The 15,079-nt window shown below is 60.4% G+C and carries 22 protein-coding genes and 2 pseudogenes; all 24 read right to left on the reverse strand.

Going from position 1 to position 15,079, the window contains the following annotated elements:
- Positions 1–2 precede the first annotated feature (2 nt).
- The 24 genes and pseudogenes from nuoL to ndhC all read right to left on the reverse strand — a co-directional run bounded on the left by nuoL (position 3) and on the right by ndhC (position 15,006).
- Entirely contained in the window at positions 3–2,054 is a 2,052-nt protein-coding gene (gene nuoL / locus B7Y43_RS02825) for an NADH-quinone oxidoreductase subunit L (protein WP_374130085.1), read from the reverse strand.
- Positions 2,055–2,169: 115 nt separating this feature from the next.
- Positions 2,170–2,475, reverse strand: coding sequence for an NADH-quinone oxidoreductase subunit NuoK (gene nuoK / locus B7Y43_RS02830; RefSeq protein WP_374130086.1), 306 nt, complete (start codon positions 2,473–2,475; stop codon positions 2,170–2,172).
- The gene (locus B7Y43_RS02835) at positions 2,472–3,083 is read right to left on the reverse strand and encodes an NADH-quinone oxidoreductase subunit J (RefSeq protein ID WP_374130087.1); all 612 of its coding nucleotides are present in this window, start codon (positions 3,081–3,083) and stop codon (positions 2,472–2,474) included. The genes nuoK and B7Y43_RS02835 overlap by 4 nt, the downstream gene beginning before the upstream one ends.
- A 33-nt stretch (positions 3,084–3,116) precedes the next feature.
- Complete coding sequence (gene nuoI, locus B7Y43_RS02840) at positions 3,117–3,602, reverse strand: NADH-quinone oxidoreductase subunit I (protein WP_374130088.1); 486 nt, start codon at positions 3,600–3,602, stop codon at positions 3,117–3,119.
- On the reverse strand, positions 3,599–4,660 hold the full coding sequence (gene nuoH, locus B7Y43_RS02845) for an NADH-quinone oxidoreductase subunit H (protein ID WP_374130089.1): 1,062 nt from the start codon (positions 4,658–4,660) through the stop codon (positions 3,599–3,601). The genes nuoI and nuoH overlap by 4 nt, the downstream gene beginning before the upstream one ends.
- A complete protein-coding gene (locus B7Y43_RS02850) occupies positions 4,657–5,058 on the reverse strand; it encodes a hypothetical protein (protein ID WP_374130090.1) in 402 nt (133 codons plus the stop codon). Before B7Y43_RS02850 ends, nuoH begins: the two co-directional genes overlap by 4 nt.
- Positions 5,058–7,073: an NADH-quinone oxidoreductase subunit NuoG gene (gene nuoG / locus B7Y43_RS02855; RefSeq protein WP_374130091.1), complete on the reverse strand. Its 2,016-nt coding sequence runs from the start codon at positions 7,071–7,073 to the stop codon at positions 5,058–5,060. The genes B7Y43_RS02850 and nuoG overlap by 1 nt, the downstream gene beginning before the upstream one ends.
- On the reverse strand, positions 7,073–7,525 hold the full coding sequence (locus B7Y43_RS02860; RefSeq protein WP_374130092.1) for a hypothetical protein: 453 nt from the start codon (positions 7,523–7,525) through the stop codon (positions 7,073–7,075). The genes nuoG and B7Y43_RS02860 overlap by 1 nt, the downstream gene beginning before the upstream one ends.
- A 185-nt stretch (positions 7,526–7,710) precedes the next feature.
- Positions 7,711–7,878 (reverse strand): annotated as a pseudogene (locus tag B7Y43_RS02865) (NADH-ubiquinone oxidoreductase-F iron-sulfur binding region domain-containing protein); the annotation flags it as partial.
- Positions 7,879–7,880: 2 nt separating this feature from the next.
- Entirely contained in the window at positions 7,881–8,111 is a 231-nt protein-coding gene (locus B7Y43_RS02870; RefSeq protein ID WP_374130093.1) for a hypothetical protein, read from the reverse strand.
- Entirely contained in the window at positions 8,108–9,415 is a 1,308-nt protein-coding gene (gene nuoF, locus B7Y43_RS02875; RefSeq protein ID WP_374130094.1) for an NADH-quinone oxidoreductase subunit NuoF, read from the reverse strand. The genes B7Y43_RS02870 and nuoF overlap by 4 nt, the downstream gene beginning before the upstream one ends.
- A complete protein-coding gene (locus B7Y43_RS02880) occupies positions 9,412–9,579 on the reverse strand; it encodes a hypothetical protein (protein ID WP_374130095.1) in 168 nt (55 codons plus the stop codon). Before B7Y43_RS02880 ends, nuoF begins: the two co-directional genes overlap by 4 nt.
- 40 nt (positions 9,580–9,619) lie before the next feature.
- The gene (locus B7Y43_RS02885; RefSeq protein ID WP_374130096.1) at positions 9,620–9,778 is read right to left on the reverse strand and encodes a hypothetical protein; all 159 of its coding nucleotides are present in this window, start codon (positions 9,776–9,778) and stop codon (positions 9,620–9,622) included.
- A 1-nt stretch (position 9,779) separates the two neighbouring features.
- Positions 9,780–10,004 carry a hypothetical protein gene (locus tag B7Y43_RS02890; RefSeq protein WP_374130097.1) on the reverse strand — a complete coding sequence of 75 codons (225 nt, stop codon included), beginning with the start codon at positions 10,002–10,004 and terminating at the stop codon, positions 9,780–9,782.
- Complete coding sequence (locus B7Y43_RS02895) at positions 10,001–10,669, reverse strand: NAD(P)H-dependent oxidoreductase subunit E (RefSeq protein ID WP_374130098.1); 669 nt, start codon at positions 10,667–10,669, stop codon at positions 10,001–10,003. Before B7Y43_RS02895 ends, B7Y43_RS02890 begins: the two co-directional genes overlap by 4 nt.
- Complete coding sequence (locus B7Y43_RS02900) at positions 10,669–10,896, reverse strand: hypothetical protein (RefSeq protein WP_374130099.1); 228 nt, start codon at positions 10,894–10,896, stop codon at positions 10,669–10,671. Before B7Y43_RS02900 ends, B7Y43_RS02895 begins: the two co-directional genes overlap by 1 nt.
- The gene (locus tag B7Y43_RS02905; protein WP_374130100.1) at positions 10,896–11,276 is read right to left on the reverse strand and encodes a cupin domain-containing protein; all 381 of its coding nucleotides are present in this window, start codon (positions 11,274–11,276) and stop codon (positions 10,896–10,898) included. The genes B7Y43_RS02900 and B7Y43_RS02905 overlap by 1 nt, the downstream gene beginning before the upstream one ends.
- On the reverse strand, positions 11,269–11,526 hold the full coding sequence (locus B7Y43_RS02910) for a hypothetical protein (protein WP_374130101.1): 258 nt from the start codon (positions 11,524–11,526) through the stop codon (positions 11,269–11,271). Before B7Y43_RS02910 ends, B7Y43_RS02905 begins: the two co-directional genes overlap by 8 nt.
- Positions 11,523–11,678: a hypothetical protein gene (locus tag B7Y43_RS02915; protein WP_374130102.1), complete on the reverse strand. Its 156-nt coding sequence runs from the start codon at positions 11,676–11,678 to the stop codon at positions 11,523–11,525. The genes B7Y43_RS02910 and B7Y43_RS02915 overlap by 4 nt, the downstream gene beginning before the upstream one ends.
- A gap of 4 nt (positions 11,679–11,682) precedes the next feature.
- Entirely contained in the window at positions 11,683–12,126 is a 444-nt protein-coding gene (locus B7Y43_RS02920; RefSeq protein ID WP_374130103.1) for a hypothetical protein, read from the reverse strand.
- A complete protein-coding gene (locus B7Y43_RS02925) occupies positions 12,123–13,358 on the reverse strand; it encodes an NADH-quinone oxidoreductase subunit D (protein ID WP_374130104.1) in 1,236 nt (411 codons plus the stop codon). The genes B7Y43_RS02920 and B7Y43_RS02925 overlap by 4 nt, the downstream gene beginning before the upstream one ends.
- 5 nt (positions 13,359–13,363) lie before the next feature.
- Positions 13,364–13,999 (reverse strand): annotated as a pseudogene (locus B7Y43_RS02930) (NADH-quinone oxidoreductase subunit C); the annotation flags it as partial.
- Positions 14,000–14,101: 102 nt separating this feature from the next.
- A complete protein-coding gene (locus B7Y43_RS02935; protein WP_374130105.1) occupies positions 14,102–14,641 on the reverse strand; it encodes an NADH-quinone oxidoreductase subunit B family protein in 540 nt (179 codons plus the stop codon).
- A complete protein-coding gene (gene ndhC / locus B7Y43_RS02940; protein WP_374130106.1) occupies positions 14,632–15,006 on the reverse strand; it encodes an NADH-quinone oxidoreductase subunit A in 375 nt (124 codons plus the stop codon). Before ndhC ends, B7Y43_RS02935 begins: the two co-directional genes overlap by 10 nt.
- Positions 15,007–15,079: the final 73 nt, after the last annotated feature.

The raw sequence follows: 15,079 nt of genomic DNA on the forward strand, positions 1-15,079 counted from the left end.
CATCAGCTCGCAATCGCCCAGGTGACGACCGCGGTCAGGCCGATCAGCATCACGAACGCATAGGTATAGATATAGCCGGTCTGCATCCGCCCGGCCAACCGGCTGCCCGAAGCGACGAACGCCGCCGCGCCATTGGGGCCGAACCGGTCGATGGTTTGCTCGTCACCCCGATGCCAGAAGAAACGACCGATCGTGAAGGATGGCTTGACGAACAGCAGGTCATACAGCTCGTCGAAATACCATTTATGCAGCAGCCAGTCGTAAACCACGCTGAAGCTGCGCGCTATCTGCGCTGGCAGCTCTGGCGCGCGGATATAGGCGAAATAGGCCCCGGCCAGCCCGATGATCCAGGCGATGGCGGCGCTCAGCTTCACCAACAACGGCACCTCATGCGTGGCGTGGGCGAGGTGCTCGCTGAACGCGATGGCGCCCTTCCAGAACTCCTTGCCCGCTTCCGGTTCGATGAATGCGCCGTGGAAAATGAACCCCGCCGCGACCGCGCCCGCCGAGAGCAGGCCGAGCGGCAGCAGCATCGTCCAGGGGCTCTCATGCGGATGGTAGCCGCCGGTGCCGTCGCCATGGTCTGCAGGCGCGTGGTCGTCGTGATTGGCATGATCGTCATGGCCGTGACCATGGGCATCGTGCAGCGCGTGCTGGATATGCTCGGACGTCGCCCAGCGCGGCTTGCCCCAGAAGGTAAGGAACATCAGCCGCCACGAATAAAAGCTCGTCAGCAGCGCGACGATCATCCCGACGATCGACGCGCCCATATTGCCCGAGGCCCAGGCCCCTTCGATGATCGCGTCCTTCGAATGGAAGCCGGCAAAGCCAATCGCGGGAAGCCCCTCGATCACGCCCGGAATGCCGACGCCAGTGATCGCCAGCGTGCCCATCATCATCGCCCAGAAGGTGAGCGGGATCGATTTCCGCAAGTCCCCATAATGCCGCATGTCCTGCTCATGGTGCATCGCATGGATCACCGAGCCGGCGCCCAAGAACAGCAGCGCCTTGAAGAAAGCGTGCGTGAACAGGTGGAACATCGCCGCGCCATAAGCGCCGACGCCGGCGGCAAAGAACATATAGCCCAGCTGCGAACAGGTCGAATAGGCGATCACACGCTTGATGTCGGTCTGCACCAGCCCGACCGTGGCCGCGAAGAAACAGGTCGCGGCACCCACCGTCATCACCACCGTCATCGCAAAGGGGCTCGCCTCGAACATCGGCGAGAGGCGGCAGACCATGAACACCCCCGCCGTGACCATTGTCGCGGCGTGGATCAGCGCGGAGACGGGCGTCGGCCCTTCCATCGCATCGGGCAGCCAGGTGTGGAGCCCAAGCTGCGCGGACTTGCCCATCGCGCCGACAAACAGCAGCAGGCAGAGCACCGTCATCGTATCAGCGCGGAACCACAGGAAACCGATCGTCGACCCGCTCATCCCCGGCGCGAGCCGCAGGATCTCATCGATCTGGACGGTGTTGAAGACAAGATAGGTGCCGAAAATGCCGAGCATGAAGCCAAGGTCGCCAACGCGGTTGACGACGAACGCCTTGATTGCAGCGGCATTGGCGCTGGGTTTGCGGAACCAGAACCCGATCAGGAGATAGGACGCGAGCCCCACCCCTTCCCAGCCGAAGAACATCTGGACGATATTGTCGGCGGTCACCAGCATCAGCATCGCGAAGGTGAAGAGCGAGAGATAGGCGAAGAAGCGCGGCTGATCCGGGTCCTCCTCCATATAGCCCCAGCTATAGAGGTGGACGAGCGCCGAGACGGACGTGATGACGACCAGCATCACCGCCGTCAGCGCATCAACGCGCAGCGACCAGACGATGTCGAGCGATCCCGATCGGATCCAATCGAACACCGGGGTGACGCTTGGGCTGGCGGTGCCGGCCACGAAAGGTAGGAAAATCGTCCAGCTCAGCACGGCGGAGGTGAACAGCGCGACCGTGGTCAGGATCTTTGGCAACGTCGCGCCAAACGCCTTGTTGCTGAACCCAGCAACAAACGCGGCCACCAGCGGCAGAAAGACGATGAGAAGGATCGGATTCATTTAATTACCACCGTCATCCCCGCGACGGCGGGGAACCAGCTACATTTTTCGACCCCGCAAAGAAGCGGGCGCCCTACCTTTGCGGGGGTGACGAAAGGGGTCTGGGACAACGTCATCACCCCTTCATCCGATTGACATCGTCGACCGAGATCGTGCCCCGGCCGCGGAAATAGATGACGAGAATAGCCAAGCCGATCGCGGCTTCACCGGCTGCAACAGTCAGCACGAACATGGCGAACACTTGGCCGACCAGATCGTGCAAATAGGCCGAAAAGGCGACGAAATTGATGTTCACCGCGAGCAGGATCAGCTCGATCGCCATTAGGATGACGATGATGTTCTTGCGGTTGAGGAAGATGCCGAGCACCCCCATCGTGAACAAAATGGCCGAAACCACCAGATAATGGACAAGGCCGATCACAGCTTCACCCCCTGGCCGACCGGCGCATCAACATTGCGCGTAGCGTCCTGCGGCCGGCGCGCGACCTGGCGGGCGATATTCTGTGGCTTTACCCCATTGCGTTGGCGATGCGTGAGCACAATCGCCCCGATCATCGCCACCAGCAGCACAAGTCCGGCGCCTTCGAAGATATAAAGGTAGCGCGTGTACAGCAGATCGCCGATCGCCTCGATATTGGGGGTCGTATCCGGCGTCGGCGCAATCCGGCGCGCCAGTTCGATCCCGCCGGCCGTCCAGGCGTTGACCGCAATGAACAACTCGATCGCCAATGCCACCGCCAGCGCGAGCCCCGGCCATAAATAGTGCACAAAGCCTTGGCGCATTTCGGCAAAATCGATGTTGAGCATCATCACCACGAACAGGAACAGCACCGATACTGCGCCGACATAAACGATAACGAGCAGCATCGCGATGAACTCGGCGCCGACCAACAGCATCAGCCCGGCGGCGTTGAAAAAGGCGAAAATCAGCCAGAGCACCGAATGCACCGGGTTGCGCGACGCAATCGTCATCGCACCCGAAACGAGCACGATCGATGCGAAAAGATAAAAGGCGAAAACCTGAATCACGATGTGTGGAGGCCCCTTGGAATCGGTGTGCGCTTAACGGTACGGAGCATCGGCGGCAAGGTTCGCGGCGATCACCCGCTCCCACCGGTCGCCATTATCGAGCAGCTTCGCCTTGTCGTAGATCAGTTCCTCGCGCGTTTCGGTCGCGAACTCGAAATTCGGCCCCTCGACCACAGCATCGACGGGGCACGCTTCTGCGCACAGGCCGCAATAGATGCACTTGGTCATGTCGATATCGTAGCGCGTCGTGCGGCGGCTGCCGTCGTCGCGCGGTTCGGCTTCAATCGTAATGGCCTGGGCCGGACACACCGCCTCGCACAGCTTGCACGCGATGCAGCGCTCCTCGCCATTGGGGTAGCGACGCAGCGCATGTTCGCCCCGGAAGCGCGGGGAGATGGGGTTCTTCTCATAGGGGTAGTTGATCGTCGCCTTGGCGCGGAAGAAATACCGCAAGGTCAGCGCATGCGCGCGGACGAATTCCCACAGCGTGAAGGCCTTGATGGTCTGGCCGATATTCATGCCGACACTCCCACGCGAACGAGCATCAAATACCCGCTCACTAAAAACACCCAGAACAGCGACAAGGGCAGGAAAACCTTCCACCCAAGCCGCATCAGCTGATCATAGCGGTAACGCGGCACGGTCGCCTTCACCCAGCTGAACAGGAAGAAGAAGAAGCACATCTTCAAAAACAGCCAGACGATGCCGGGCACATAGTAAAGCGGTGCCCAGTCGACCGGCGGCAGATAACCACCCCAGAACAATGTCGCGTTCAGCACGCACATCAAGATAACATTGGCATATTCGCCCAGCCAGTAGAGCGCGAACGCCATCGACGAATATTCGGTCTGATAGCCCGCGACGAGCTCGCTCTCCGCTTCGGTCAGATCGAACGGCGCCCTTTGCGTTTCGGCAAGCGACGAGATGAAGAACACCACCGCCATCGGGAACAGCAATGGATTGAACGCAAAGCCATTGATGGGGAATGCGGCAAAACCCCACACATCTTTCTGGGCCTCGACAATCGCGGCGAGATTGAAGCTGCCCGTCCACAGCACCACCGAAATCAGCACAAAGCCGATCGCGACTTCGTACGACACCATCTGCGCTGCCGCGCGGATCGCGGAGAAGAAGGGGTATTTCGAGTTGGACGACCAGCCGGCCAGAATGATGCCGTAAACCCCGAGCGAACTCGCCGCGAGCACATAGAGCAGCCCGACATTGATGTTCGACAGGATCAGATCGGCCTGGAACGGCACCACCGCCCACACGATCAGCGCGACCGTAAAGGTGATGATCGGCGCAAGCAGGAACAGGCCCTTGTTCGCGCTCGACGGGATAATCGTTTCCTGCAGGAACACCTTCAGCCCGTCAGCAAAGCTCTGCAGGATGCCGAACGGCCCGACCACGTTCGGCCCGCGCCGGAGCGCCATCGCCGCCCAGATTTTGCGATCGGCATAGATGATCAGCGCAACCGCCAGCATCACCGGCAGAGCGATGAGCAGGATGTCGATCAGCGTGGCCAGGAACCAAGCGCCCTCAAACGACATGCCGAGATAGGTGAACCACCAGGTCATTGATGCGACGTCCTATGGCTCATCACCATTGCCCCTGGAATATCCGGGTTTTGGGGGTTCGGGATTAATTGTTCGCGCCTTGGATCGATCAGCACATCCATTGCCTGCATCGGAATCGCCCCGAGCAGAACCATATCTCCCATTACCATCGCCCCCGTAAAAGCATGGCGACCAAACACTTCCACCCTGATGGGACCAACGTAATCGACAGAGACCTTCCGGCCATCAGCGACCGTCACCACCCTCTGCTCGATGGGCGCGAGCCGAAGCTGCTTTGCCAACAGAGGCCGAATGCAAAGGTCGATTGAACCGGAATCGACCAGCGCTCGTGCGTCAATCTCTTCCAGATCAGGCTGGGCCGCATTGGCCAGCCGGATATGCTGAAAAATGGTGCCCATCACTCGGCCGCCTCCGCAAAGCTTTGGCCGTGCACCAGCTCAGCCGAGCAGCGCTGCATTGTCGGGCTGGCGCGGCAAATGGCGTTGGTGAGGTAGAAATCCTTGATCGGATAGGTAATCTCGCCCTCCCCCTTTGCCTCGAGTGCAGGGGGGGCCCAATCGAATCGTGTTAGGCCGAGCATGCCGAGCGTGGGCACGTCCTTTGCCATTTCAGCGCGGAGCTGATCGAGCGTATCGAACGCCAATGTCTTACCCATCACCGCCGACAGCGCGCGCAGGATCGTCCAATCCTCGCGGGCGTCACCGGGCGGGAACACCGCATGTTCGCCGCGCTGAACCCGTCCTTCCAGATTGACCCAGGTGCCCGATTTCTCGGCATAGCTGGCCCCAGGCAGCACGACATCGGCATGCGCCGCGCCCTTGTCACCGTGATGGCCGATATACACCTTGAAGCTTTTGGCGAAGTCCCAGAAATCCACCTCGTCCGCCCCCAGGAAAAACGCCAGCTTTGGCTTTGCAGCGGCAATGTCTGCAATGCCGCCAGGCTGCGCATAGCCGAGCATCAGCCCGCCCATCCGCGCGGCCGCCATATGGACGACGTTAAAGCCGTTCCATGCCGTGCCATCTTCCAGCGTGCGGACCAGTTTGTGTTTTTTGGCAAAGGCAAGCGCCGCACCATGCCCCGATTTCAGCGCCGCGCCGCCAACGATGATCATCGGGCGCCGCGCATTTTTGAACGCCGCTGCCGCCGCCTCGGGCAGCTTGGTCATCGCGGAAAGGCCATTGCCCAACCATTCGACCTTGTAGGTCAGATCGGTCTCTGGCCCAATCGCAAACACCTTCGCCCCGCGCTTGATCGCCTTGCGGACGCGGGTGTTCACCAGTGGCGCTTCCCAGCGCAAATTGGTGCCGACCAGCAGAATCGCATCTGCCATTTCCGTGCCGGCAATTGTCGTATTGAAATTGACGGCGGCCAGCGACGTCACGTCATAATCCATGCCGGTCTGCCGCCCTTCGAGCAGCGACGACCCCATTTTCGCGAGCAACGCCTTGGCCGCATACATGGTTTCGCAATCGACCAAATCGCCCGCAATCGCCGCGACGTTCTTGCCCGCCTTAACGGCGGCGATCGCGGCAAAGGCCTCGTCCCATGTCGCTTCGACCAGCTTGCCGCCCTTGCGCACGAACGGCCGGTCGAGTCGCTTGCGGACGAGCCCGTCGATCGCGTGACGCGTCTTGTCGGTCGCCCATTCTTCGTTCACGTCTTCATTGATGCGCGGCAGGCAACGCAACACTTGCCGCCCGCGACTATCAAGCCGGATGTTGGTGCCGACCGCGTCCATCACGTCGATCGTCAGCGTCTTCTTCAGCTCCCATGGCCGCGCTTCGAACGCATACGGCTTCGACGTCAGCGCGCCGACCGGGCAGAGATCGACGACATTGCCGGAGAGCTCGCTCGACACGGCATGTTCGAGGTAGCTGGTGATCTGCATATTCTCGCCACGCCCGATCGCGCCGATCTCCTCGACGCCAGCGACTTCCTCGGCAAAGCGGACGCAGCGCGTGCACTGGATGCAGCGCGTCATCACCGTCTTGACGATGGGGCCCATATATTTTTCGGTTACCGCGCGCTTGTTCTCGTCATAGCGTGACGATCCCCGGCCATAGGCGACTGACTGGTCCTGCAGATCGCACTCGCCGCCCTGATCGCAGATCGGGCAATCGAGCGGGTGGTTGATAAGCAGGAACTCCATCACCCCTTCGCGCGCATTCTTGACCATCGGCGAATTGGTGAAAATCTCTTGGTTCTCGGCAGCAGGGAGCGCGCACGACGCCTGCGGCTTTGGTGGTCCGGGCTTCACCTCGACCAGGCACATCCGGCAATTGCCCGCGATGCTCAGGCGTTCGTGATAGCAGAAGCGCGGGATTTCCTTGCCCGCGATCTCGCACGCCTGGAGCACGGTGGCACCAGCGGGGACTTCAATCTCGACGCCGTCTACTTTGAGCTTAGGCATCAGCGGGCCCCCGCTTGCGAAGCGGTTAGAGTTGCCGAGCGAAACAGCGCCAGCGCCAGCACCGACCGAAAATATGATTTGTTCAGTCGGCTGGAAGTTCCCGGAACCATGCAGCTCGACAACTCCTCGGCGAGCGGCTTGATTGCGTCCAGCTCCTGTGCGCTCTCAATGCGCGTCCCGAGCAGATCATGCACGGCCTGAGGCTTCTTCCGAACAACGCATGCCAATGCAGCTTCATTGCTATCCAACGGCAAATTCGGCGATACATTTTCTGCCAGTAACACTGGATCCAATGCCCTACGACCGGCGAAATCATGCTTATAGGCTGCCTCAGCCAAGCCACCGAGCAACAAGACATTCGACATTTTCAGGCGCCCGGGCAGTCGGCAGCTTTCAAGATCATTGATCAATTTGTTCATCTTCGAAAAATAATCAGTGGAACGCGCATCCATCGTTAGCAGCTGACGGACGGGTTGCGGACGCCGTGCGACGAGGCAAGACGCATATTCTATCAACGCAACACGGGCTTGCGCTGTCGGCACTGCCTCAAGCAGACCGTCGCGCGATGACAATTGCGCTGAAACGGCATTGGGGATGAGCCCGGCCAGAACCGCGATCGCGACCTTCTGAAAACTCGTCACTCCGCTGCCTCCTGCATCGTTTCCAACCCACCACCGCGCTTCTCCGCAATGCGGCGCTCCATCTCGGGGCGAAAATGCTTGATCAGGCCCTGGATTGGCCACGCCGCCGCGTCGCCCAGCGCGCAGATCGTGTGGCCTTCGACCTGTTTGGTCACCGAGGGCATCATCAATGTTCCGTATCCATCAGGCCAAGGCGCTTTTCGATGCGATCGACGCGCATCTTCAAATCAGCGATGTCAGACTGAATGCCATAGATCGTCCCGACGAGGCCGCGAATATGATCTTCGAGCGCCAGCAAGCGGATGCCCTGCGACACCTGTTCGCGCTTGATCGCGGCGACATCGCTCTGGATGCCTTTCAGAATTTCCAGCATCAGATTGGCGCGTTCGTCGGTCATTCCGCTGCCTCCATCATCGGCTCGGCACCACCGCCGCGCTTTTCGGCAATGCGCCGTTCCATCTCCGGGCGGAAATGCTTGATCAGACCCTGAATCGGCCAGGCGGCGGCGTCACCCAGCGCGCAGATCGTGTGCCCTTCGACCTGCTTGGTCACCTGATACAGCGTATCAATTTCGCTGATGTCCGCATCGCCGGTGCGCATGCGTTCCATCACGCGCCACATCCAGCCGGTGCCTTCGCGGCACGGGGTACATTGGCCGCAGCTTTCGTGCTTGTAGAAGTAGGACAATCGGCTGATCGCGCGGACGATATCGGTAGACTTGTCCATGACGATGACGGCAGCGGTGCCGAGGCCGGAGCCAAGCGCCTTCAGCCCGTCAAAGTCCATCGGCGCGTCCATGATCTCGGCGGCGGGCACCAGCGGCACCGATGACCCGCCGGGGATGACCGCGAGCAGATTATCCCACCCGCCGCGCACGCCGCCGCAATGCACCTCAATCAGTTCGCGGAACGGGATGCTCATCGCTTCCTCGACCACGCAGGGGCGGTTCACATGGCCGCTGATCTGGAAGAGCTTGGTGCCCTTGTTATTGTCGCGCCCGAAGCTGGCGAACCATTCGGGGCTGCGGCGCAGAATGGTGGGCGCGACCGCAATTGATTCGACATTGTTGACGGTCGTCGGGCAGCCATAAAGCCCTGCCCCCGCCGGAAAGGGCGGCTTGAGGCGCGGCTGACCCTTTTTGCCCTCCAGGCTTTCGAGCATCGCGGTTTCTTCGCCGCAGATATAGGCGCCAGCGCCGCGGTGGCAGAAAACGTCGAAATCATAACCCGATCCGCACGCATTCTTGCCGATCAGCCCCTTATCATACGCCTCGGCAATCGCGGCAAACAGCACCTCCGCCTCGCGGATATATTCGCCGCGAATGTAGATATAAGCGGCGCGCGCGCGCATCGCGAAACCGGCAACCAGCGCGCCCTCGATCAGCTTGTGCGGATCGTGGCGGATGATCTCGCGATCCTTGCAGCTGCCCGGTTCCGATTCATCGGCATTGATGACCAGGAAATTGGGCCGGTCCGGCTTCGGTTCCTTGGGCATGAACGACCATTTCGTGCCGGTGGGGAACCCTGCCCCGCCGCGCCCACGCAGGCCGCTCGCCTTGATCCGGTCGATGATCGTATCCGGGCCCAGCGCCAGCAGTGACTTGGTATTATCCCAATCGCCACGCTTGAGCGCTGCCTCCAGCTTCCATGACTGAAAGCCGTAGACATTCGTAAAAATGCGATCCTTGTCGGCAAGGGTCACGCCTTATTTCCTCCTGACCGGTTCGCGAAAACGCCGAATCCGCCAAACAGAAAGCCCAGGATGGCCCAAACGACCCAGGCTTCGCCATTGATCAGCTTCATTACCGCCAGCAGCAGGAAAATGACGCCGAGCACGGGCACACCAGCCATTGCAGACTTGGGCATCACCAGGCTCCCCGCCAATTGCTGTCGATAACGGTGCGCATCAACGGCCCTGTCCGATCAGCTTTTCCATAACGAAATAGGCCGCGACGCCCGTACCGAGCACGAGCGCAAGCACGATCAACCCAAAGGCAAGCTTCACCAGCGCCACCAAGACAAATACCGCGAGTAGCGCGAAGCCGATTGCGATCAGGATGTTCATTTCATTCCTCCACCAGTTCGAGCCGTTGTTTCACCCGGCGCATGTCGGTTTTAACGCTATCAACCCCGTGCTGAAGTGCAGCCATGTGCGTATCGATCCCAAGCAGTCGATGCTCGACCGCTGTCAGCCGCATGCCCTGGTTGAGCTGCTCTTCCCGCAAATCGCGCAGCTCCGATCGGATGCCTTGCAGCATCTCGGTAATGAAGCGCGTTTCCTCAACCGTCATGCCCATTCCCCGCGATAATCGTGGTTCTCGGTCACCATGTCCTTCAAACTGGTAGGGCCACCCTCTGGACAGCTTGTTTGCCGTCCGATCTGCGAACCCGCTTTGGGGCTCTCCCCCCGCGCCAGTGCTTCGAGCACTGCCGTGGTGCGATCATAGTCCAGGTCTTCGAAATTGTCGTCGTTGATCTGCACCATCGGCGCATTGGCGCAGGTGCCAAGACATTCGACCTCGGTCAGCGTGAACAGCCCGTCGGGCGTGGTCTTGCCCTTGATCAGGCCGTGGTTCTTGCACGCGGCGAACACATCGTCCGAGCCCGCCAGCATGCACGGCGTCGTCCCGCAGACCTGAACGTGATAGCGGCCGACGGGCGCCATGTTGAACATCGTGTAGAAGGTCGCGACCTCGTACACGCGCATGTACGGCATGCCGAGTTCGCGCGCGACGAACTCGATCACCGGCACGGGGAGCCAGCCTTGCGTCTGCGTCGCCGCGCCGACCTGCCGCTGGGCGAGATCGAGAAACGGGATCGACGCGGATTGCTGGCGACCCGGCGGATAGCGACCGACGATTTCCTTCGCCTTCGCGGCGTTTTCGGGCGTCCAGGCGAAATCGCCCCAGCGTGCGCGGGTTTCGGCTTCGTCGGGGATATGGGCGTGGTCGGCCATCAGTGCGTATCCAGCAGATCGAGACGACGCTCGATGCGTTCTACCCGGTCGGCCAAACGATCCAGCCTATGGTTGATCCCGGAAACCGACATAACCAACGTGGCAAGGTGTTCCTCGTTCGCCGTCATGCGCAGACGCATGTCTGACATATCGGCCTTCATTTCCGACATGTCGGACTGGAGGCGCTTGAGAATCTCAAGCATGATTGACGATTCAGCTTCAGTCATCAAATGACCTCCAACTTTTCGCGCGTCAGGTGCGAGGGGTTGAGGCCCGTGTTGGGCTCGCCCTCGCGGTCCATCAGCAGGATGTGGCATTCGGCGTCGGCAAAGGGCTTGTGCTCGGTGCCCCTGGGCACGACGACCATCTCGCCCGGGCCATAGCGGCGCACGCCATCGCGATACTCGATGCCGAGCTCACCCGCGACGACAAGGAAAAGCTCGTCGGTATCGGCATGCGCGTGCCAGCTGAAGTCGCCCTGCACCTTGGCCACACGGATTTCATTGCCGTTATAATGGCCGATGATGCGCGGGTTCCAATGATCGGCGAACTGCGCGAGCTTGTCGGCGATGTTGAGGGTGGCGGGGGTGGACGCTGGTTCAGCCATTGTGCTGTGCCCCTTCCTTGGTCCGATTTCGGTTCTTGTACTGGAATTTGTGATTGAGCTCAGCCGCAATCCAAGGCGGACTAGATACCAGCATGCCGACCAACGCCAGCCCCCCGTAAATCAGGATCGGCCATTTCAGCGGCAAGAAATCAATGCCCATCAGGCGCAGCAAGAGCGGAGCGATCGCCGCCGCGCAAAACATCACGGCGCAACTGCCGAAAATAACCCGCATCCCGGTCAAGCCCTTCACCGGTCACACTCCCCAAACACGATATCGCGCGCGCCTAGAACCGTCGTCGCATCGGCCAGCGCTTGCCGACGCGAGGACCTGCGCGGGTTCCAGCGATCGGCAAATTGCACCAGCTTGTCGGCGAGGTTGAGGGTGGCGGGGGAACCAGACATCGGTTTACTTGCCTCCCGCTGGACGCAGCGGGGCAATGAACACTACCGGACGTTCACCCCAACTTATCCTGCTAATCTTGTCGCCGTTGAACCAGAAAGAAGCGGTGCGCTCGTCCCAAACCGGCTTACCATTTATGATTTGAAAGCGATTGCAATTCCAAGTTGTAGATATCGGAAGCCCAGAATTTCTAGAAGCAACGGCTTCGATCTTCTGCAACTTACATTCGGTAGCATAAGAAAAAAATTGATCGAGCGTTCGAGGTTGCTGCGACTTTGAATCGATTAAAACAACATCGCTTGTAACCATGCGTCGCAGGTCAGCTTTGGAGTCGCGGAGTGCCACCAGATATACAGCGACACGCGCTATGTCTGCACTCTGGTCATTCGCTGGCTGGGCCAAAACAACGGATGGCAAAGCAATGGCGGTGATGGCTTGCAAAAACCTCACCGGTCACACTCCCCGAACACGATGTCGAGCGCCCCCAGGATTGCCGTCGTGTCCGCCAGCATGTGCCCCCGGCTCATGAAGTCCATCGCTTGCAGATGCGAAAACGCCGTCGGCCGGATCTTGCAGCGATACGGCTTGTTCGTCCCGTCGCTGACCAGATAAACGCCGAATTCGCCCTTGGGGCTTTCGGTCGCGACATAGACTTCACCGGCGGGGACGTGAAACCCTTCGGTGTAAAGCTTGAAGTGGTGGATCAGCGCTTCCATCGATCGCTTCATCTCGCCCCGCTTGGGCGGCACCACCTTGCGATCGAGGCTGGCGATCGGCCCCTCGGGCATTTCGTTCAGGCACTGCTTCATGATCCGCACCGACTGGCGGACTTCCTCCACGCGGACCATGAACCGGTCATAGCAATCGCCGCGCGTGCCGACCGGGATTTCGAACTTCATCCGGTCATACACGTCATAGGGCTGCGACTTGCGCAGGTCCCACGCAATGCCCGCACCCCGGATCATCGGGCCCGAAAAGCCCCATTTGATCGCATCCTCGCGGCTCACCACCGCAATATCGACGTTGCGCTGCTTGAAGATGCGGTTGTCGGCCACCAGGCTGATCGCATCCTCGAACAGGCGCGGTAGGCGGGTGTCGAGCCAGTCGGCAATGTCGGTCAGCAGCTTGAGCGGGGTATCCTGATGCACGCCGCCGGGCCGGAAATAGGCCGAATGCATCCGCGCGCCCGACACGCGCTCGAAGAAATTGAGGCAATCCTCGCGGATTTCGAACAGCCACAGGTTGGGCGTCATCGCGCCAACATCCATCATATGGCTGCCGAGGTTTAGCATGTGATTGGAAATGCGCGTCAATTCGGCAAAGAACACCCGCAGATATTGCGCGCGCAGCGGCACTTCCAGATCGAGCAATTTCTCGATCGCGAGCACATAGCTATGCTCCATGGACAGCGGCGAGCAGTAATCGAGCCGGTCGAAATAGGGCAGCGCCTGCAGATAGGTCTTGTGTTCGATCAGCTTTTCGGTGCCGCGGTGGAGCAGGCCGATATGCGGATCGAGCCGCTCGACGATCTCGCCGTCCAGTTCCATCACGAGGCGAAGCACGCCGTGCGCTGCGGGATGCTGCGGGCCGAAATTGATCGTGTAATTCTCGATCGCGACGTCACCCGTGGTGGGATCGGCGGCGTCGGTGAGCCCTTCGAGCTTTTCCATATAGTCGCTCATTTCTTCGCCTCCGGTGCGGGCGGCGGCGACGCCTTTTCGTCACCGGGCAGGATATAGTCCGCCCCTTCCCAGGGGCTCATGAAATCAAAGGTGCGAAAATCCTGGGCGAGCTTGACGGGTTCGTACACCACGCGCTTAGCCTCTTCCGAATAACGCAGCTCGACATAGCCGGAGAGCGGAAAATCCTTGCGCTGCGGGTGGCCGCGAAAGCCATAATCGGTCAGAATACGGCGCAAATCGGCGTTGCCGTCAAACAGCACGCCGTACATGTCGTACACTTCGCGCTCCAGCCAGCCCGCAACCGGCCAGATCACGGTTACCGACGGCACCGGCTTTTCCTCATCGGTCGTCACGCGCACGCGGATACGGTGGTTCCGCGTCAGGCTGAGCAGATGATAGCAGACTTCGAACCGCTCAGCGCGATCGAGATAATCGACCCCAGCGATTTCCATCAGCTGCTGATATTCAAGGCCGGGCGTGTCGCGCAGCAGGACCATCGCGTCGATCAAGTGAAGCCGATCGACCGTCAGCGTCACTTCGCCATGCGCATCGAGCGTATCGACGATCAGGCCGCCAAGTGCGGCGACTGCAGCGTCAATGACCCCATCATTCGTCGCATAGGCAGGAGCAGGGCTACGCATGAGCCACTCCTCCGCGTCTCCGCAGCTCCGCGTGAACCCAATTTTTGCGCGCGCGGAGGCGCGGAGACGCGGAGAATAAAAGACTGATCGCTGCGCGGGCCATCACCGTTCGATCGTCCCGACGCGGCGGATTTTACGCTGGAGTTGCATGATCCCGTAAAGCAACGCCTCGGCGGTCGGCGGGCAGCCGGGCACATAGATGTCGACAGGCACGATCCGGTCGCAGCCGCGCACCACTGAATAGCTGTAATGATAGTAACCGCCGCCATTGGCACAGCTGCCCATCGAGATGACGTATTTGGGCTCGCTCATCTGATCGTAGACGCGGCGCAGTGCCGGGGCCATCTTGTTGCAGAGCGTGCCGGCCACGATCATGACGTCAGACTGGCGCGGCGATGCGCGCGGGGCGGCGCCAAATCTTTCAAGATCATAGCGCGGCATGTTCACATGGATCATCTCGACCGCACAGCACGCCAGGCCAAAGGTCATCCACCAGAGCGATCCGGTGCGTGCCCATTGGAACAGCTCTTCGGTCGAGGTGACGAGGAAGCCCTTGTCGCCCAGTTCGCTGTTGATGTCGTTGAGGAAACCGACGTCCGGCAGGGTGCCAGCCGCAGGTGCCCGTTCGAGTTCTACTCCCAATCGAGCGCTCCCTTCTTCCACGCATAGGCCAGACCAAGCGCGAGTTCAGCGATGAAGATCATCATCGAAATCCAAGCGACCCAGCCGAGTTTGAACACCGAAACCGCCCAGGGGTAAATAAACGCCGCCTCCAGATCGAAGATGATGAACAGGATGGCGACGAGGTAAAACCGCACGTCGAACTGGCTGCGCGAATCTTCGAAAGCCGGGAAGCCGCACTCATATTCGGTGAGCTTCTCAGCAGTCGGCTTATGCGCGCCCGTCAGCCGCGAAACCGCCATCGGCGCGAACACGAATACGCCCGAAAGCGCAAGCGCGACCCCCAGAAACAGCAGGATCGGCAGATATTGGGATAGATCGACCAATGGGCTTCTCGCAGATGCGGAATTTAACTTGGCGCGCTTCTAGGACGATGGATTGGCAGGGGCAAGGGCAGCA

It is taken from the genome of Sphingomonas sp. 28-62-20 (assembly GCF_002281505.1).